The 17,709-nt window shown below is 70.2% G+C and carries 16 protein-coding genes and 1 pseudogene; 5 read left to right on the plus strand and 12 right to left on the minus strand.

The features are described 5' to 3' along the window. Window positions 1-10: 10 nt before the first annotated feature. From nuoK to nuoB, 8 genes and pseudogenes are all read right to left on the minus strand, one after another. Window positions 11-340: an NADH-quinone oxidoreductase subunit NuoK gene (gene nuoK, locus G6O68_RS14750; protein ID WP_165249061.1), complete on the minus strand. Its 330-nt coding sequence runs from the start codon at window positions 338-340 to the stop codon at window positions 11-13. Between the two features lie 25 nt (window positions 341-365). Then, window positions 366-1,025 carry an NADH-quinone oxidoreductase subunit J family protein gene (locus G6O68_RS14755; protein WP_240911214.1) on the minus strand — a complete coding sequence of 220 codons (660 nt, stop codon included), beginning with the start codon at window positions 1,023-1,025 and terminating at the stop codon, window positions 366-368. 32 nt (window positions 1,026-1,057) lie between these two features. After that, complete coding sequence (nuoH, locus tag G6O68_RS14760) at window positions 1,058-2,257, minus strand: NADH-quinone oxidoreductase subunit NuoH (RefSeq protein ID WP_390625376.1); 1,200 nt, start codon at window positions 2,255-2,257, stop codon at window positions 1,058-1,060. Between the two features lie 108 nt (window positions 2,258-2,365). Further along, complete coding sequence (locus G6O68_RS14765; protein WP_165249065.1) at window positions 2,366-2,725, minus strand: NADH-quinone oxidoreductase subunit A; 360 nt, start codon at window positions 2,723-2,725, stop codon at window positions 2,366-2,368. Window positions 2,726-2,756: 31 nt separating this feature from the next. Continuing rightward, window positions 2,757-3,026 (minus strand): hypothetical protein, encoded by a 270-nt coding sequence (locus G6O68_RS14770; protein WP_165249067.1) that lies wholly within the window; start codon window positions 3,024-3,026, stop codon window positions 2,757-2,759. A 936-nt stretch (window positions 3,027-3,962) separates the two neighbouring features. Beyond that, on the minus strand, window positions 3,963-4,628 hold the full coding sequence (locus tag G6O68_RS14775) for a 4Fe-4S binding protein (RefSeq protein WP_165249069.1): 666 nt from the start codon (window positions 4,626-4,628) through the stop codon (window positions 3,963-3,965). Window positions 4,629-4,640: 12 nt separating this feature from the next. Continuing rightward, the gene (locus tag G6O68_RS33585) at window positions 4,641-5,723 is read right to left on the minus strand and encodes an NADH-quinone oxidoreductase subunit D (RefSeq protein ID WP_390625377.1); all 1,083 of its coding nucleotides are present in this window, start codon (window positions 5,721-5,723) and stop codon (window positions 4,641-4,643) included. Window positions 5,724-5,966: 243 nt separating this feature from the next. Next, window positions 5,967-7,340: pseudogene (gene nuoB, locus G6O68_RS33590) on the minus strand (NADH-quinone oxidoreductase subunit NuoB); the annotation flags it as partial. A gap of 230 nt (window positions 7,341-7,570) precedes the next feature. Between nuoB and G6O68_RS14785 the strand changes: the two are divergent. From G6O68_RS14785 to G6O68_RS14795, 3 genes are all read left to right on the plus strand, one after another. Then, window positions 7,571-9,484, plus strand: a complete 1,914-nt coding sequence (locus G6O68_RS14785) for an ABC-F family ATP-binding cassette domain-containing protein (protein WP_165249073.1) — start codon at window positions 7,571-7,573, stop codon at window positions 9,482-9,484. 33 nt (window positions 9,485-9,517) lie between these two features. Further along, a complete protein-coding gene (locus tag G6O68_RS14790) occupies window positions 9,518-10,381 on the plus strand; it encodes a metallophosphoesterase (protein WP_165249075.1) in 864 nt (287 codons plus the stop codon). A gap of 114 nt (window positions 10,382-10,495) precedes the next feature. Next, window positions 10,496-12,934 carry an alpha/beta hydrolase gene (locus G6O68_RS14795; protein WP_165249077.1) on the plus strand — a complete coding sequence of 813 codons (2,439 nt, stop codon included), beginning with the start codon at window positions 10,496-10,498 and terminating at the stop codon, window positions 12,932-12,934. Between the two features lie 13 nt (window positions 12,935-12,947). Here the strand turns inward: G6O68_RS14795 and G6O68_RS14800 are convergent, their stop codons facing one another. The 4 genes from G6O68_RS14800 to G6O68_RS14815 form a co-directional block, all read right to left on the minus strand. Continuing rightward, a complete protein-coding gene (locus G6O68_RS14800) occupies window positions 12,948-13,610 on the minus strand; it encodes an SdpI family protein (protein WP_165249079.1) in 663 nt (220 codons plus the stop codon). Then, the gene (locus tag G6O68_RS14805; protein WP_165249081.1) at window positions 13,607-13,888 is read right to left on the minus strand and encodes an autorepressor SdpR family transcription factor; all 282 of its coding nucleotides are present in this window, start codon (window positions 13,886-13,888) and stop codon (window positions 13,607-13,609) included. Before G6O68_RS14805 ends, G6O68_RS14800 begins: the two co-directional genes overlap by 4 nt. 102 nt (window positions 13,889-13,990) lie before the next feature. Then, entirely contained in the window at window positions 13,991-14,584 is a 594-nt protein-coding gene (locus G6O68_RS14810; RefSeq protein ID WP_165249083.1) for an LOG family protein, read from the minus strand. A gap of 29 nt (window positions 14,585-14,613) precedes the next feature. Beyond that, window positions 14,614-15,462 carry a hypothetical protein gene (locus tag G6O68_RS14815; RefSeq protein ID WP_165249085.1) on the minus strand — a complete coding sequence of 283 codons (849 nt, stop codon included), beginning with the start codon at window positions 15,460-15,462 and terminating at the stop codon, window positions 14,614-14,616. A gap of 203 nt (window positions 15,463-15,665) precedes the next feature. Between G6O68_RS14815 and G6O68_RS14820 the strand changes: the two genes are divergently transcribed. Beyond that, window positions 15,666-16,661, plus strand: a complete 996-nt coding sequence (locus G6O68_RS14820) for an NADPH:quinone reductase (protein WP_165249087.1) — start codon at window positions 15,666-15,668, stop codon at window positions 16,659-16,661. A gap of 81 nt (window positions 16,662-16,742) precedes the next feature. Then, on the plus strand, window positions 16,743-17,693 hold the full coding sequence (locus G6O68_RS14825; protein WP_165249089.1) for a glucosamine-6-phosphate isomerase: 951 nt from the start codon (window positions 16,743-16,745) through the stop codon (window positions 17,691-17,693). The last annotated feature ends 16 nt before the right edge of the window (window positions 17,694-17,709 follow it).

Here is a 17,709-nt window from a genome sequence, read left to right on the forward strand (position 1 = left end):
CCGGTCGGCTTCAGCCCGACATCGTCTCGTAGCGGTCGACGTCCACGGCGCGCCAGCGTCGGTAGCAGAGCAGGATCAGGCCGATCCCGACGGCCACCTCGGCCGCCGCGACCGTGATTACCAGGAGGGCCAGGATCACGCCCGGCAGCGGCCCGGCCCCGGGAGCCGGCGTCCCGTACCGCCAGAAGGCGACGAGGTTGACGTTCGCCGCGTTCAGCATGATCTCGATCGCCATCAGCACGGCGATCGCGTTGCGACGCAGCAGCACGCCGACCAGGCCGGTCGCGAAGGCCGCCGCCGCGAAGTAGAGGAACCAGCTCAGGGGGATGTCGTTCGCCATGTTCTTTCTCGGGCGTGCCACGCGTTCAGGATGCGGCCGTGCCGACCGGCTCCGCGGAATCGGCGGGGAGCGCCTCGACCGTCGGGGGAAGCTCCGCCGCGCCGACCTCGTCCCGGTGGGCCAGGGCGACCGCCCCGACGAGCGCGGCGGTGAGCAGCAGGCCGGCGAGTTCGAAGGCCATCGCGTACCGCGTCAGGAACTCCTCGCCGACGACCCGGCCCATGTCCTCCACCGCCCGCCGACGCTCGGCGGCCCACGCCGGCTCCCCCTCGCGCTCGACCAGCGACGGCCGCGCAGCCTCGCCCGCCCAGGGGCTCGCGCCCGAAGGCGACACGGCGTTGTTGATCCCGAAGACCAGGGCGCCGAAGAGGCAGAGCCCGGCGACCAGGCCGGGCAGCCGCCAGGGGCCCGACAGGCTCGTCGCGTCGTCCCCGCGCGTGTTCCGCGTCAGCATGATCCCGAACATCAAGAGGATGGCCACGGCCCCGATGTAGATCAAGACCTGCACCGCGGCCAGGAACTCCGCCTCCAGCATCACGAACAGGCAGGCGACGCAGAAGAAGAAGCCCACCAGATGGAGCGCGGCGTGGACCAGGTTGCGGGACAGCACGGTCCCCAGCGCGGCCAGCAGGCCGAGCGCGGCGATCGCCAGAAAGAGGATCCGGGCCACGACGACTTCTCCCATGCGGCGAGCCCGCCGCGACGCTCACTTCCGATTCAGCGCGAAGCCTCGGCGATCGTCCCGACGGTCGGCCAGTCGGCGTCGACCGCCCTCGCGGCGGCGAGCTTCCGGTTCGCCCGGAAGACGAGTTGGACGCCCAGCACGACCGGCAAGCCGGCGGCGATCATCCCCCACGCCCAGTTCCTGGCGGTCAGGGCCCCGGGACGGACGACGACCTCGTACCAGATGGCCGCGAACACGATGTTCAGGATGCAGAGCGGGACGAGGTACTTCCACGCGAAGTTCATCAGCCGGTCGATCCGCATCCGGGGCAGGGTCGCGCGGACCCAGAACATCGCAAACACGAACAGCAACACCTTGAGCGAGAACACCGCCAGCAGGATCCCGTCCACGAGCAGGTACGAGCCGACCGAGCCGTCCAGCAGGTTGACCGGGAACGCCGAGAACGGCAAGGGGGTCCCGCCCCCCAGGAAGAGGACCGTCGCCACGCAGCTCACCGAGAAGACGCCCAGGTACTCGGCCAGGAAGAACAGCCCGAACCTCATCCCGGAATACTCGGTGTGGTAGCCGGCGACGATCTCGGACTCGGCCTCGGGCAGGTCGAACGGCGTGCGGTTGACCTCGGCCACGCTGGCGATCAGGAACGTGAGGAACGCCAGGAACCCCGGCGGGTTGAGGGCGTTCCAGCCGTAGGCGACCTGATGGTCGAAGATCGAGACCAGGCTCAGGCTCCCGGCCCAGAGGACCACGGGGATCGTCGAGAGCACCTGCGGGATCTCGTACGAGACGAGCTGCGCCACCGCCCGCATCGCCCCCAGCAGCGAATACTTGTTGTGGCTGGACCAGCCGGCCAGGAAGATCCCCAGCGGGCTGATGCTGGAGACGGCGATCAGGTAGACCAGGCCCGACGGCGGGTCGATGGGGACCAGCCCCACGGCGAACGGGACCACCGCCAGCGTCAGGAACGCCGAGACCAGCACCAGCACCGGTGCGAGCAGGTGGACGACCTGGTCGGCCGATCGCGGGACGATGTTCTCCTTCACCAGGAGCTTGAGCCCGTCGGCGACCGACTGCAGCAGTCCGAACGGCCCGACCCGGTTGGGCCCGATCCGGTCCTGGAACCGCGCGGCGACCTTGCGTTCGAGCCACACCATGTAGGCGACGATGCCGGGGAAGAGGCCCGCGAAGCCGACGATCAGCCAGAGGCCCCAGATCACGCAGGTGCTGACCGTCAGGTCGACCCGATGCGATTGTGCGAACAGAGGCGTCCCGTACAAGGCCGACCCGACGTCCACCGTCCCCCCTCTCCCCACCGTCGTCCTCGACGGCGAACCGGGCCGGGCTCAGACCCAGCGCAAGACGCCCTTCGCCCACGCATATGCCAGGCCCGCCGACAGGAGGGCCAGGAACACCACCATCTCCACCAGGGCGAACGTCCCGAGGCCGCCGTAGGCGACCGCCCAGGGGTAGAGGAACACCGTCTCCACATCGAAGACGACGAACATGATGGCGTAGATATAATACTGGATCCGGAAGCGGACCCAGGTCTCGCCGTGCGTCTTCACGCCGCATTCGTAGGTGTCGCCCTTCGCCAGCGACCGCTTGCGCGGCGCGATGAGGGCGACGAGCGCCAGCGGCGCCAGGGCGAAGCCGATCGCCGTCAGCAGCAGGAGCCCGACGAAGACGTAGTTGTAGGCGACCATGCTCGGCCCGACCTTTCGCCCGACCGGCCGCTCAGACGGCGGCCGGGGCCAGGACCTCGACCTCGGTGTTCTCGTCGAGCGCGACCTCGGTGATCTGGCCGTCGACGCAGCGGATCCGCAGGGTGGCCTGGCGGCAGGCCGACGCCTTGCCCCCCATCTCGATCCCGCCGACGGGACGCTGGCCCTCGCGTTCCACGACCCCCTCGAACATCGTCTTCCAGCGGCGGTGGCCGACGCGGACGAACTGGACCACGCGGACCCTGGCGCCCGGGACGTACTTGGGAGTGCGAATGGGAATCATGATCGGGAGGTCGCTTGCGAAGGATGCGGCGCGCCGCGGAGCGGGAGGGCGCGCGGGCGGGTGATGCGGCCGGCCCCCGCGATGCCGGCCGGACGGCCCGGGGGTCGGCCCCCGTGGCCTGATCTTAAGGCAGGACGCCCCGACGGGCAAGCCCCTGCCCCGCCGGGCGGGCACCGCTCGCGGCCGACGGGAAACGCCGGCGACCTCTCTTCCCATCTTCCCGATTCCGCGATTCGCGATCGTGGACCATGGTCATCGTGGGGGATGCTGCGCGTCTCGTCGACCTCACCCCGGCGATCCGGCCTCGCCTTCCCCAGATGACCTGACGCCTCCAAGACGGCACACGAACCCAGATGCGCGCCGAACGAAGCCAATTCACCACGCAATCCTAAATCACTGAATCCAGATGCTTTACATCAGAACCACAGCCCCAAATCCGCGCGCAAACAAACCCAACCGAAGCCAACATCGGAGGCTCCTCGTGGAACGCCGCCGGCCCAGAATCATCGAAGGGCTGCCCCCGGGTGCCACGGGTTCTCCGAACCCGTGGATCTGCGTCGGCTCGCTCCCCTGCCATTGCTGGAATCCCCGGCCGGTCCACGGGTTCGGAGAACCCGTGGCACCCAAAAGAGACACATCGCGCGTTGGTGCGGTCTCATGTGGACCCGCCGTCTCTGGGGTGCAGAGGGCCGGGCGGGGCAGTCACCGTCGATGTCGAAGCACGAAGCCCGGAGGGGGCTGCGGCGACCCTTCGAATCACGTCGAACGAAGCCAATCTTCTTTGGCGACACAAACACCGATCAAGATTGCCTTTGCGACTCGAAATCGCCTCCAGATGCACACGCGAGCGAACCCAATCGAAGCCGATCCCGGAGCATCCGGCCGCTCGGGTCCGAGGGCCGCATCGCGGTCCGGCGCGTCGCCGGAACGCCGGGTTCAGGCCTCGACGCCCAGGGCCTTCTGGAGCCTTCGATCTTTCTTCTTGGCGACCTTCGCCCGCTCGGCGACCTCCTCGGGGCCGGACCAGGCCTCGGGGTGGGTCTGGGCGTAGTAGGCGCTGGAGACGAGCAGGTCCTGCAGGCCGAAGACGTGGGTCTGGTGCCGCTCGGAGTTCGCCAGCTCGAAGTTCTGGTCCATCTTGATGGCGTCGAACGGGCAGTACTCGGCGCAGAGGCCGCAGTTCATGCAGACGTCCATGTCGATGAAGAAGTCCTCGGGGAGCGGGACCACGGTCCCCTTCGGACTCTTGGCCTGGACCATCCAGATGCACTGGGGGGGGCAGACCTTCGCGCAGATGTTGCACGAGGTGCAGCGGACGTTGCCGTCCTCGTCGTCGTAGACCAGGACCGGCAGGACCCGGAACCGTTCGTAGACCGGCAGCCGCTCGTCGGGGTACTCGACGGTGAACAGCCCCTCGGTCGTCGCGTCCTGGACGACGACGCGTTCCTCCCCCCGCGCCGGCCCTCGGAAGAGGTCGACGAGGAGGCCGCCGCCGCCCCGGCGCCGGAGCGCGAGTCCGTCGCGGAAGTCCCGCGCGAACGTGACCAGGAATCGCCTGAGCGTGACCGCGTGGCCGCGGATCACCCCTCGCCCAATCGTCATATCAGCTTCCTTTTATCGATCGACCTCGCCCAGCACGATGTCGAGGCTCCCCAGGATGCCGACGACGTCCGCGATGGTCCGGCCCAGGCACATCCGCTCGAGCGCCGTGAGGTTGATGAAGCTGGGGCTGCGGACGTGGTAGCGGTAGGCCGCGGCCGAGCCGTCGGCCACGACGTAGAAGCCCAGCTCCCCCTTGGGGTTCTCGACGCGGCCGTAGGCCTCGCCCGCCGGCACCTTGATCTGATAGCTCTTCTTGCCGGCCAGCACCGGCCCTTCGGGGATCTTGCGGACCGCTTGTTTGAGGATCCGGACGCTCTCGCGCATCTCCAAAATGCGGATGTAGTAGCGGTCGTACAGGTCGCCCGCGCGGCCGGTCGGGACGGCGAACTCGAAGCGGTCGTAGATCCCGTAGGGGGCCGCCCGGCGGACGTCGTAGGCGACTCCCGAGGCCCGCAGTACGGGGCCCCCGGTCGAGTAGCCCACCGCGTCCTCGGCCGACAGGACGCCGACCCCCTTGGTGCGGTCCAGGAGGATCTCGTTGCCGGAGAGGTAGCGGTCCAGCTCGTCGATCTTGCGGTCGAGCCGGTCCTCGACGATCGCCCGGCAGCGGTCGAGCCAGCCGGGCGGGAGGTCGGCCGCGACGCCGCCGAACCGGAAGTAGTTGCACATCATGCGGCTGCCCGACGCCCACTCGAAGAGGTCCAGGATCAGTTCCCGCTCCTCGATCGCGTAGAGGGCCGGCGTGAAGAACGCGCCCAGGTCGTTGAGCAGGAAGCCGACCGACCACATGTGGCTGGCGACCCGCGTCAGCTCGGCCATGATCACGCGGATGTACTCGGCCCGCTCGGGGGGTTTCGCCTCGTCGCCCATCAGCTGCTCGATCGCCAGGGCGTAGCCGAAGTTGTTCCCCATGCTGGTCAGGTAGTCGAGCCGGTCGGTGAACGGGAAGTTCATGAGGAACGTGTTGCGCTCGCCGATCTTCTCGTGGTTCCGGTGCATGTAGCCCATGACGGGCTTGAGGCCGACGATCGTCTCGCCGTCGAGCCGGACGTTCATCCGGAAGACGCCGTGGGTGCTGGGATGCTGCGGCCCCATGCTGACCTGGAACTGGTCCGACTCCAGCTCCTCGACCTGCACGCCTCCGGGGAGCGGGGCCTCCCCTTTGGGGTCGTTGGAGCCGGAGAGGCTGGCCCAGTCCTTGAAGCCCTGGGGGATCTTGAGGTTCGTGCCGTGCGGGTTCAGCTCCTCGGCGCGGACGTGGCGGCCGAACCCCTCGTCCACCCGGCTGGCGAAGACCTTCGTCGGGGCCTCGTAGTACGGCTCCAGGTAGTCCTTGCGGAGCGGGTGGTAGGCGAAGCCCTCCCACATCAGGATCCGCTTCAGCTCGGGATGCCCGACGAAGCGGACCCCCATCATGTCGTAGACCTCGCGCTCCTGGAGGTCGGCGCCGCGATAGACGTGGTAGAGCGAGGGGAGTTCCCCCTCCCCTTCGGCCTCGGCGACCCGCACGCGAAGCAGGATGAGCGACCCGGGGCGGCTCGTGCTGTCGAGGTGGTAGTTCACCTCGATGCAGTCCTGGTAATGGACGCTCTGGAGGCTCGCCAGGTAGTCGTAGCGGATCGGGTTGCGATCGCGGAGGAACCGGGCCGCGTCGACGAGCTTCTCGGCCGGGATCAGGAGGCCCGCCTGGACGATCGCGGCCGTCCCGGCGCCCAGCTCGGCGTTCAGGCGGTCGGCCAGCTCCGCCAGGCCGGCGTCGCCGAGCCAGACGGCGCTGGGGCGGGCGACGGCCTGCTTCGGCTTCTTCACGGGCTTGCCGGAGGGGGCTTCGGCCGGCGGGGGGTCGACCGGGTCGGCCGTCGGGGCGGGGATCAGCCGGGGCTTCTCCAGGCCGGCCTCGCGCTTCTCGATCAGCCCCTGGGCGGTGCGCTCGGCGGCCAGCTCGACGGTCCGCAGGTCGACGAGGTCGGGGCCGAGGGCCGGGATCGGCACGTCGCGCTCGACGCCGCCGCGATACCAGGGGGCCTGGACGATCGTCTCGCCGTCGATCTTGCGCTGGAGGGCGATGAGGCCGTTGAGGAGCGCCTGGGGGGTCGGCGGGCATCCCGGGACGTAGACGTCGACCGGCAGGTGCTTGTCAACGCCCGAGACGACGTTGTACCCCTCCTTGAACGGCCCGCCGCCCGACGCGCAGGCGCCCATCGCCATGACGTACTTGGGCTCAGGCATCTGGTCGTAGAGCCGGGCGATCAGGGGCATCATCGTCTTGGTGACGGTGCCGGAGACGATCATCAGGTCGGCCTGGCGGGGGGAGCCCCGGAAGACCTCGGCCCCGAACCGGGCGATGTCGAAGCGGCTCGACGCGGTGCAGATCATCTCGATCGCGCAGCAGGCCAGGCCGAAGCCCAGCGGCCAGAGGCTGGACCGCCGCCCCCAGTTGTAGACCACGTCGACCATTCCCAGGAGCTTCTCCCAGTTCGTCACGAGGACGTACCGCTCCAGCTCCTTCTGGAGGATGGGGTCGATGGTCGTCGTCCACTCGGGGCGGACCGGGGGCTGGTTGGTCATGGCGAGGCGTCGAATCGATGGGGGCGTCCGCACGATCGGGGCGGCTATCCGGACGGGTCGGCCGATCGCGTCGCGGCCGCGGCGGAGAGGCGCCGCCGGGGATTCGACGCGGAACACGGGACCGGCCGCGTCCATCACGCTCATGCTAAACCGCGCCGGCCGCTTCCGCCAGGGGTGACCCGCGCGGCCCCCCGCCGCCGGGGCGTCCGGGGCCGCATTCCGGCTGGTCACCGGCGGCCCCGCCGCGTTATGATCGGGCGTGTCGCGGCGCCGGAACGTTTCGGCGGGCGACCGGCCCGACGCCGCCCCGGGCGACGGCCCGCCGGCGACCTTCCCCCGAGGCCGCTCGGCCCTCCCCCCACGCGATCGAAGCCATGATCTTGATCTCCGCCCAGGGCCTGGGACGACAGTACGCCGGCGACCCGATCTTCACCGACCTCGCCTTCGAGGTCCGGGCGGGCGAGCGCATCGGCCTGGTCGGGCCCAACGGCGCGGGCAAGACCACGCTGATGAAGCTGCTCGACGGCACGGAGCAGCCCGAATACGGCCAGATCTACGTCCGCTCCGGCGTCCGCGTCAGCCTGCTGCGCCAGCAGCCCGACTTCGCCCCGGGGCAGACCCTGATGGACGTCGCCCGCTCCGGACTGGGCTCGCTCCTGGACCTCCAGCGCGAGCTGGAGGAGGCCGCGCAGGAGATGGCCGAGGCCGAGGACGACGCCGATCGCGAGCGGGCCGGCCGCCGCTACGACCAGCTCCACGAGCGGATCGTCCACCAGGACGCCTACGACGTCGACTACCGCGTGGAGGAGATCCTCTCGGGGCTGGGATTCCCCACGTCCGACTTCCACCGCGAGGCGTCCACGTTCTCCGGCGGCCAGCAGTCGCGGCTCATGCTCGCCAAGCTGCTCCTGGAGAGCCCCGACCTGATGCTCCTGGACGAGCCGTCGAACCACCTGGACATCGAGACGACCGAGTGGCTGGAGAACTACCTCTCCCGCCAGCCCGTCGCCATGATCGTCGTCAGCCACGACCGCTACTTCCTCGACAAGGTCGTCACCAAGATCTGGGAGCTGCACGAGGGGAGCCTCGCGGCCTACCCCGGCAACTACACGCAGTACTGGCGGCTCCGGGGCGAGCGGGCCAAGGTCCTCGAACGCCAGGCCGAGCGGTTCGAGGAGAAGACCGAGAAGCTCGAGGCCTACATCCGCAAGTACGGGGCGGGCCAGCGCGCCAAGCAGGCCCACGACCGCGAGCGGAAGCTCGACAAGCTCCAGGCCGAGAAGGTCGAGACCTTCCGCGAGATCGTCGGCCCCCCCATGGGCTTCGAGGAGGTCGATCGCTCGGGCGACATCGTCATCGAGGCCCGCAAGCTCGCCAAGGCGTTCGACAAGCCCCTCTTCAAGGACCTGGACTTCAGCGTCCTGCGCGGCCAGTGCGTGGGCGTCCTCGGCCCCAACGGCGCGGGCAAGACCACGCTCCTCAAGACCCTGATCGGCCGCGAGCAGCCCGATTCGGGCCAGGTGAAGCTGGGCCACCGCGTCCAGATCGGCTACCACGACCAGGGGCTCCAGTCGCTCGACTACGACACGACCGTCGTCCGCGCCGTCTGGCCCGAGGACGACGCGGAGTGGGTCGAGGGCGACGTCCGCTCGCTCCTCGCCCGGTTCGGCCTGACCGGCGATCAGGCGTTCCGCAAGGTCGGGAAGCTGTCCGGCGGCGAGAAGGCCAAGGCCGCCCTCGCCCGGCTCTGCGCCACCGGCGCCAACCTGCTGGTCATGGACGAGCCCACGAACCACCTGGACATCTGGTCGTGCGAGTCGCTCGAACGCTCAATCCGCGAGTTCGAGGGGACGGTCCTCGTGGTCAGCCACGACCGCTACTTCCTCAACAGCGTGGCCGACCGCATCCTGGTGGTCGCCGACGGCAAGGTCCGCGTGATCGAGGGCGATTATGAGACCTACCAGCTCCTGATGCACAAGGACAAGGAGGAGGCCGAGAAGGCGAAGGCCCGCGCGGCCGCCGCCGCCCCGAAGGCCGCCCCCCGCGCCCCCGAGAAGACCAACAAGTCGAGCAAGAAGAAGTTCGCGCACCGCCCCGCGGTCGACCTGGAGCAGGAGATCGCCCGGGTCGAGGCCGAGGTCGCCGAGGTCGAGGATCAGCTCGGCCAGCCGGCCACCTGGCGCGACCCCGCCACGGCGGTCCGCGTCCAGGACCGCCACCTCGAGCTGAAGCAGAAGCTGGAAGACCTCTTCCTGCACTGGGAGTTCGCGGTGGAGTCGGAATGGTGAGCCCCCCACGACGACCCGACGGCGCCTGAACCCATGCCCGACCCCCGCAAGATCCTCGCCCTCGTCCACAAGGCCGCCGACCTGATGCGGCGCACGCCCGGCCGCGTCGGCTCGGTGGTGCGCGCCTTCGCCGACGAGGTCATGGTCGTGGGGGACCTCCACGGCAACATGCGGGCGTTCAAGTGGGTGCTGGCCGAGGCCGCGCTCGACCAGAACCCGCAGCGGCACCTGGTGCTCCAGGAGCTCGTCCACGAGATCAACCGGCACAACGACGACCGTCCCGACCTGTCGCACCGGCTCGTGGATCTGGTCTGCGCCCTGAAGTGCCAGTACCCGGACCGCGTGCACGTCGTCCTGGGCAACCACGAGCTTTCCGAGCTGACCGGCCGCGTCATCGGCAAGGACGGCCGCACCCTGAACGAGCGGTTCCGCGAGGGCGTCCTGCGCAGCTACGGCGAGGCGTCCGACGCGATCTACGACGCTTACCTGAAGCTCTTCGCCGATCTGCCGCTCGCCGTCCGGACGCCCAACCGCGTGTTCATCTGCCACACCCTGCCCGACGGCGACTGGCTCGACGGCCTGGACCTGAGCGTCCTCGACGCCGACTCCTGGCCCCCCGAGGCGATGAAGCGCCGGGGGGCCGTCTACGCCATGACCTGGGGCCGCGACACCTCCGACGAGACCGCCGACCGCTTCGCCGCGATGGTCGACGCCGACCTGTTCGTCACCGGCCACCAGCCCTGCGACGAGGGCTTCCGCCAGGCCAACCGCCGAACGCTCATCATCGACGGCACCGACCCCTACCCGACCTACTGCCGCTTCCCCGCGCGGACGCCGATCGGCATCGACGACCTCGTGAAGTCGGTCAAGGTCCTCGGCCTGGAGCCCTCCGCCTGAAGCGGCCGGTCCGCGCCGCAGTCTCTTGAGTCGGACGTCGGGCCCGCTACCATGGGGGCTTGCCCGGGCGTCGGTCGACGGCCCGGCGGCCCCACCCGCGCGGAGTCGTCACCCATGAAGCGTCTCGCTCTCGTGCTCGCGTCGCGAGCCCTGGCCGTCCTGGCAATCGCCGCCGGCTCTCCCTTGGTCGCCGCCGAACCGCCCCCCGGAGCGTCCGCGATGATCTACACGCCCGCCGACCTCCCCGCCCTGGCGGACGGCGTCCCGCTCGGCCCGGACGAGACGCGCACGCTTCGCCTGTGGGGGCCCGCGAACCGCGACTGGAGCGCGACCCGCGAGGGCGACGTCCTCACCTTGCGATCCGCCGCCGCCCCCGGGCAGCCGACCCCGCGCTGGCTCGACCTCGGCCCGGTCAAGGGCTCGGAGGCCGGCTCGATCAAGCTCGTCGTGAGGACGGCCGACGAACCGCCCAAGGTCAAGGAGGGCGAGACGCCCCCGCCCCCACCCGCCCCGGCGCTCCTGGTCCTCGATCCCGAAGCGACCGGCGACCCGGCGAGGCTGCTGGACGTCGCGCGCGGGGTCGTCGACTCGGCCGCTCCCAGTCCCGACCGGCGCCGGGGACAGGTCCGCACCAACCGCGAAGGGGCCGACTTCCACGCCCCCGCGACGGCCGCCGCCTGGCGCGACCGCGCGGCGCACCTCCGCGACCAGATGTGGGTCGCGCTCGGGCTCCGCCCCCTGCCCACGAAGACGCCCCTGAACCCCAGGGTCTACGGGCGGATCGAGCGCGACGGCTACACGATCGAGAAGGTCGTCCTCGAAACCCTCCCCGGCTTCACGCTGAGCGGCAACCTGTACCGACCGATGCGCGAGTCGACGGCCAAGCTCCCGGCGATCCTCTGCCCCCACGGGCACTGGGACGTCGGCCGGATGAGCGAGGACGTCCAGCACCGCTGCATCCGCTGGGCCAAGCTCGGCGCGGTCGTCTTCATGTACGACATGGTCGGCTACAACGACTCCAAGCCGTTCGGCCACGCCTTCCTCAACGACCGCCTGAAGCGATGGGGCCTGAGCCTGTTCACCCTCCAGACCTGGAACAGCATCCGGGCTCTCGACTGGATCTCCACGCTCCCGGACGTCGACCCGGCGCGGATCGGCTGCACCGGGGAGTCGGGCGGCGGGACCCAGACGTTCATCCTCGCGGCGCTCGACGAACGCATCAAGGTCTCGGCACCCGTCGTCATGGTCTCCGAGGGATTCCAGGGGGGCTGCGTCTGCGAGAACGCCGCGGGCCTCCGCCTTGGGACCGACAACGTCGAGTTCGCCGCCCTGGCCGCCCCCCGGCCGATGATCCTGGTTGGAGCGACGGGCGACTGGACCGCGAACACCCTGACGCGATCCTTCCCGGCGATCCGCGGCGCCTACTCGCTGATCGGCTCGCCCGACCGGCTTGAGGCGGTCGTCCACGACTTCCCTCACAACTACAACCAGACCAGCCGGAACTCGGTCTACGCCTTCATGGGCCGCTGGTTGCTGGGGTTGGAGGATTCCGCCGCCACCCGCGAGGGCGAGCAGGCCCCCGAGACCGCCGACACGCTCCTGGCCTTCGACGCCGAGCATCCGGCGCCCGCCGACCTCAGGTCCCCCGCTCAGCTCGAAGACGACCTGATCCGCTCGATGGAGCATGGCCTGGCGAGCCTCTCCCCGACGAACGAGGCTGCCGACTGGGACGCCTCGCGACGGTATCTGGAGTCGATCCATGAGGTCCGCGTCGGGCTCACGGTCCCGACCTCCGAGGCGATCACCGCGAGCGTGGTCCGCCAGGTCGCCCGCGAGGGCCTCTCCATCGTCCACCATCGAATCGGCCGGCGTGGCGAGGGGGACGCGGTCCCGGTCGTCCGGATCGTCCCCGCGCGGGCGAACGGCCGCACGACCGTGATCGCCGACGACCGGGGCAAGGCGGGGCTCGTCTCCCCTTCGGGCGAGCTGTCGGAACTGGCCCGGGCGCTCCTCGAACGCGGGCAGACCGTCGTCGGCTTCGACCCGCTCTTCGTGGGCGAGTCGATCGACGCGGATCGCCCGATCGCGCATCGCCCCGAGGTCGTCCACGGCCCGACCTACAACCCGACGGTCGCCGCCGATCAGATGCAGGACCTGGCGACGGTCGTCGCCTGGGCCCGATCGCAACCCGACGTCCGCGAGGTTTCGCTCTTCGCCTCGGGCCTCGCCGGCCGCCAGGCGTTGCTGGCCCGGCCGCGACTCGGCCCGCTCGCGAGGACGGTCGTCGACCTCGACGGCGGGGACGACGAGGATGGGGCCGGTCCGCTGCCGGCCCAGGTCGACCTGCCGGGCGTCCAGCAGTTCGGCGGGCTCCGCGCCGCCGCTTCGCTGGCCGCCCCGGCGCCCCTGCGGATCGTCCGGCCCGGGCCGAAGTTCGCCCGCGACTGGCCGGAGGCCGCCTACGGCAAAGTTGACGCTGCGGGGATGCTCCGCTTCGACGACGGCCCCGTCGCGGAGGCGGACCTCGCCCGCTGGATCGATGCGGGCGAATGAGTTCGCTCGTCCCTCAGAGGGCGCCGCGCCGCTCCAGGGCCTTGTAGTGGAAGAACGAGTAGACGACCGGCACGAACACCGTGGCCATGAGCACCCCGAAGGCGATCGCCAGCGGGGCCCCGCTCGCGACCACGGCCAGGCCCACCACCGACCCGGCGACCATCAGCCAGGCCGCCAGGCGGTGGGTGTCGTTCCAGACCCGGTCGCTGGAGAGCGTCCAGGGGACGCGGATTCCGATGTAGAAGTTCTTGCGCACCTTCCCCATCACGTTCCCCATCAGCCCGAAGAAGACGAACATCCCGGCCAGCAAGGCCCGGCCCATGTCCACCCGACGCGGGCCGCCGCCGATCTCCTGGTACGTCGTCAGCAGGATCACGACCTGGATGTAGGCGAGCAGGCCGACGATCGCGGCCAGGATGAACAGGTAGGTCGAGCGGAAGGAATCGACCTCGAACTTCGCCGGGGAGAGCGTGGGCAGCATCGCGAAGAGGACGAGCAGCCCCGTCGTGACGGCCGGCATCAGGAAGATCGTCGCCTTGCCGCCGTGGCCGTCGACCTGGCCGTGGATGTTCCAGTGCGTCGGGATCGAGTCGGGCAGGCCCGGGTAGCACCAGGCCGACAGGCCCCAGAGGCCGGCCGTGAGCCCGATCGCGACGAACCAGTAAGCCCGCGTCATCGCCCCCCTCCCTTCTCGCCCGGCCCGCCGAACAGGTCCCAGATCCGCGCCATCACGTCCTGGAGGACCGTCGTATTGAGGGCGTAGTAGATCAGCTGACCCTCGCGGCGGCTGGTGACCAGGTCGGCGTCCCTCAGCACCGCGAAATGGTGCGACATCGAGGGCTTCGACATGTCGAAGTGCGTCGCCAACTCCCCCGCGGTCAGCTCCCCGCGTCCGAGGAGCTGGAGGATCTTCCGCCGCGTCGGGTCGGACAGCGCCTTGAAGACCTCGTTCATCGCCCACCCGACCGTCTTTTCGTCGAACCCCGGAGAGATATTTAGGACGCCGTCTAAATTTTCGAGCCTGCGGCGGTCGAGGTCAAGGGGCGGGCGATCGGCTCAGGATTCGTCGAGCGAGACCTCGGGAGTCGGGGCGGCGAGGGGCGTGTAGGAGAGCAGGTCGCCTACCAGGTTCTCGGGGTCTTCCGACACCAAGAGCGGGTCGAGGAAGCGGCGGCGGATGAAGCCGGCGTCGGCCCCGAATTCAAGGAGGGCGAGCAGCGGGTCGAAGTAGCCCTCGACGTTCAGCAGGCCGATCGGTTTGCGGTGGATGCCCAGGCCGGCCCAGCTCAAAATCTCGAAGAATTCCTCGTAGGTCCCGATGCCTCCGGGCAGGGTGAGGAACGCCGAGGACCTCTCGGCCATGAGCGCCTTGCGCTCGTGCATGCCGGCGACGACGTGGAGTTCGGTGAGCCCGTGGTGCGCGATCTCGGCGGACGAGAGGACCTCGGGGATGACGCCGACGACCTCGCCGCCGTTCGCGAGCGTCGCGTCCGCGACGACGCCCATCAGGCCGACTCGGCCGCCCCCGTAGACTAGCCCGACCTTGCGGCGCGCCAGGGCCTCGCCGATCCGGACCGCGTTCTCGCGAAACGCAGGAGACTTGCCGAACGAGGAGCCGCAGAAGACGCAGATGCGTGGACGTTCTTGCATAGGTCGGGCGTGTTCCCTGGACGCCCCGGTCAGGACCGCGCGGAGGTCATCTTCGCGTCGGTCGTGTTCCGGAGCACGGTCGCGTAATAGAGGCCGAGCAGGCCGACGATGTAGAAGAGGGCGACGCCGATCCCGACGCCCAGGGGCACGGCGACCTCGGGGCCCCCCTCCCCCGGATTGAGCCTCTCGGGCGCGCCCGGGGGAAGGGCCGGGGCCGGTCCCCCCGCGAAGAGTCCGTACGCCAGCATCCCCGCCGCGAGGCCGGCCGAGCCTCCCCCCAGCACGACGACCAGCAGGTGCATGATGTAGAAGATCGAGAGCGGATTCACCCGCTCGACGCGCTTGGTGTGAAGCCCCAGGAGCGCGTTGAGCTTGGTCACCTCGTAGATCAGGCCGATGCGGGCGCGGATCAGCAGGAAGCTGATGAAGACGGCCAGGACCGCGAGCGTCAGGAACGTCGTCGGGAGGCACCAGTACTGGATCGCCCGCAGGGGGATGATCGGCGCGACCTCGGCCTTGACGTTCAAGAGCCCGGTCGCCGCCGCCACCAGGATCGAGGCCACCGCCAGGAAGATCCCCACCGATCGGTTGCGGTCGGTGACGAGCTGGTGGATCGTCCGCGAGACGTGCAGGAAGCGGACCTCGGGCGCGATCGGGGGGTGGGCGTCGGGCTTCCATCCGGCGGCGGCCTCCTCGCCGAGCATCTCGATCTCGGCGAGCCGGCGGTCGATCGACTCGTCCCCCCCGACCTCGCTCGCCAGCCCCCCGACGTGCTCCCGGACCCTCGGGTCCAGCACCGGCGACGGGGGGACGGTCGTCGCGGGCGGGGTGCCGGGGAGGGCGATCGATGCCTCGGACTTCTCGGTGGGGACGCTCATGGCGACGGTTCCGGCGAAGGAGGGACGGGCCCGTTGGGGAAAGCCTCCCCGACATCATGCGACACGCGGGCCGGCCGCCGCAAGACGGGCCGCCCGCCGCGTCGCCCCGGGGCGGGCAAGGGATTCAACCGGGCTCGCCACGCCGTTATCATGAGGGCCTCGCTCGGGGCAAGGTTCGCGAGGGCGACGGGGGACGACGGGTCATGCGCGCGGCTTTCATCGAACAGAACGGGCCCCCCGAGGCGATCCGGGTCGGCGAGTTGCCGACGCCCGAGCCCGGGCCCGGCCAGGCCCTCGTGCGGATCCGCGCCGTGGCGATCAACCCGATCGACCTGTACCTCCGGTCGGGCCAGGTGGCGATGCCGATGGCCTTCCCCTACGTCATCGCCAGCGACTTCGCGGGGGTCGTCGAGAAGCTCGGCCCCGGGGCGACCGGCGTCCAGGTCGGCGATCGCGTCTGGGGGTCGAATCAGGGGCTCCTGGGTCGGCAAGGGGTCGCGGCCGAGTTCGCCGCGATCGACCAGGAATGGCTTTACCCCACGCCGGCTTTGCTCCCCGACGTCGACGCCGCCGCCATGGCGCTGGTGGGGATCACGGCCCACCTGGGCCTCTTCCATCGCGGCGGCTTGCGCGCGGGCGAGTCCGTCTACGTCCCCGGCGGCGCGGGGGGCGTGGGGTCGATGGTCGTGCAGATGGCCAAGGCCGTCGGCGCCCGCGTCGCCACTTCCGCCGGCAGCCCGGAGCGGGTCGAACTGTGCCGCCGGCTCGGCGCCGACCTGGCGCTGGATTACAAGGCCGACGACGTCCCGGCCCGGCTCCGCGAGTTCGCTCCCGAGGGGATCGACGTCTGGTACGAGACCCAGCGCGAGCCCGACCTGGAGACGAACATCCCCCTGCTGCGCAAGCGCGGGCGGATGATCCTCATCGCCGGCCGATCCGCCAGGCCGATACTCCCCCTGGGCTCGTTCTACCCCCGTGACGGCTCGCTCCTGGGCTTCGCCATGTTCAACGCCACGGCCGAGGAGCAGCGCCCGGCCGGGGCCGAAATGGTGCGTTGGATCGAGGAGGGCCGGCTCAAGGCCCTGGTCGGCCACGAGTTCGCGCTCGAGGACGCGGCCGAGGCCCACCGCTTCCTCGAATCCAACACCCTGGGGGGCGCCGGCTCCCTGGCGGGCAAGGTCGTCCTCCTCGTCGACTGAACTCGGCCCGCACCGTCCATCCCCTCGGTCGGACGAACGACGCCGTCCGACCCGCATCCCCCCATCCGAGGCGACAGCCCCATGAACCTGCTGACGACGTACTCCGGCTCGATGATGGAGGGATTCCTCCCGGCCGGATGGGACCTCGCGAAGATCGACGCCTGCTGCTCCCAGCCCGCCGCGACGATCGCCGACCGCCAGCCCTGGTGGAACCCCCGCTTCGAAGCCCTCCCGTGCGCCGACGTGGCCGACTTCGACGTCATGATGGGCCACGAGATCGCCTCCACGATCAAGGACGCGCGCGACCGGGGGAAGCCCGCCGCGTTCATCCTGCCGGTCGGGCCGATGGGCATGTATCGCTGGGCCGTGTACTTCCTCAAGGAGTGGAAGGTCTCGTGCGAACACGTCCACGGCTTCAACATGGACGAATGGAGCGATAAGGACGGGACGACCCTGCCGTCGGACCACCCGGGGGCCTTCCAGTACGCCATGGAGCACGCCTTCTACGGGCCGCTCGGCGCGTCGACCGTGCCCGCCTCGCAGCGCTTCTTCGCGACGCCCGATCGGCTGCCGCAGTACGCCGATCGCATCGCCGATCTGAAGGCCAAGGGGGCGGAGTTGACGGTGGTGTTCGGCATCGGCCGAGTCTGCCACATCGCCTTCTGGGAGCCCCATTTCGCAGCCGAGTACGCCTTGGTCGAGGACTGGAAGGCCGCGACCCACCGCCTCGGCGCGCGGCTGCATCCGCTGACGATCGAGCAGAACGCCATCACCAGCTTCAAGAGCCGGACGACGCTCGTCCCGGCCTTCGCCAACACGATCGGCCCCGGCCTGTTCCTCCAGGCCGAGCGGATCATCGGCGGGGCCGAGGGGGTCTTCGGCCGGGGCATGCAGTGGCAGGGCGCCAGCCTCTGGATGACGCTCCGCTACGGCCCCGACCCCTGGGTCCCCAGCTCCTTCATGCCCACCCTGCCCGGCCGCCTCTTCTACCACGAAGAACTCGCCGGCCCGCTCGAACCCGACCTGAATTGACGCGTAGGAGAAGCCC

Source organism: Paludisphaera soli, assembly GCF_011064595.1.
Classification (GTDB): Bacteria; Planctomycetota; Planctomycetia; order Isosphaerales; family Isosphaeraceae; genus Paludisphaera; species Paludisphaera soli.

Coding starts and splice junctions, on each gene's coding strand:
- G6O68_RS14805 (WP_165249081.1), bottom strand. CDS start 13,888: ATGAACGAGGTCTTCAAGGCGCTGTCCGACCCGACGCGGCGGAAGATC.
- G6O68_RS14820 (WP_165249087.1), top strand. CDS start 15,666: ATGCGCGCGGCTTTCATCGAACAGAACGGGCCCCCCGAGGCGATCCGG.
- nuoK (WP_165249061.1), bottom strand. CDS start 340: ATGGCGAACGACATCCCCCTGAGCTGGTTCCTCTACTTCGCGGCGGCG.
- G6O68_RS14795 (WP_165249077.1), top strand. CDS start 10,496: ATGAAGCGTCTCGCTCTCGTGCTCGCGTCGCGAGCCCTGGCCGTCCTG.
- G6O68_RS14815 (WP_165249085.1), bottom strand. CDS start 15,462: ATGAGCGTCCCCACCGAGAAGTCCGAGGCATCGATCGCCCTCCCCGGC.
- G6O68_RS14765 (WP_165249065.1), bottom strand. CDS start 2,725: ATGGTCGCCTACAACTACGTCTTCGTCGGGCTCCTGCTGCTGACGGCG.
- G6O68_RS14825 (WP_165249089.1), top strand. CDS start 16,743: ATGAACCTGCTGACGACGTACTCCGGCTCGATGATGGAGGGATTCCTC.
- G6O68_RS14770 (WP_165249067.1), bottom strand. CDS start 3,026: ATGATTCCCATTCGCACTCCCAAGTACGTCCCGGGCGCCAGGGTCCGC.
- G6O68_RS14790 (WP_165249075.1), top strand. CDS start 9,518: ATGCCCGACCCCCGCAAGATCCTCGCCCTCGTCCACAAGGCCGCCGAC.
- G6O68_RS33585 (WP_390625377.1), bottom strand. CDS start 5,723: ATGGGGCCGCAGCATCCCAGCACCCACGGCGTCTTCCGGATGAACGTC.
- G6O68_RS14810 (WP_165249083.1), bottom strand. CDS start 14,584: ATGCAAGAACGTCCACGCATCTGCGTCTTCTGCGGCTCCTCGTTCGGC.
- G6O68_RS14785 (WP_165249073.1), top strand. CDS start 7,571: ATGATCTTGATCTCCGCCCAGGGCCTGGGACGACAGTACGCCGGCGAC.
- G6O68_RS14775 (WP_165249069.1), bottom strand. CDS start 4,628: ATGACGATTGGGCGAGGGGTGATCCGCGGCCACGCGGTCACGCTCAGG.
- G6O68_RS14800 (WP_165249079.1), bottom strand. CDS start 13,610: ATGACGCGGGCTTACTGGTTCGTCGCGATCGGGCTCACGGCCGGCCTC.
- G6O68_RS14755 (WP_240911214.1), bottom strand. CDS start 1,025: ATGGGAGAAGTCGTCGTGGCCCGGATCCTCTTTCTGGCGATCGCCGCG.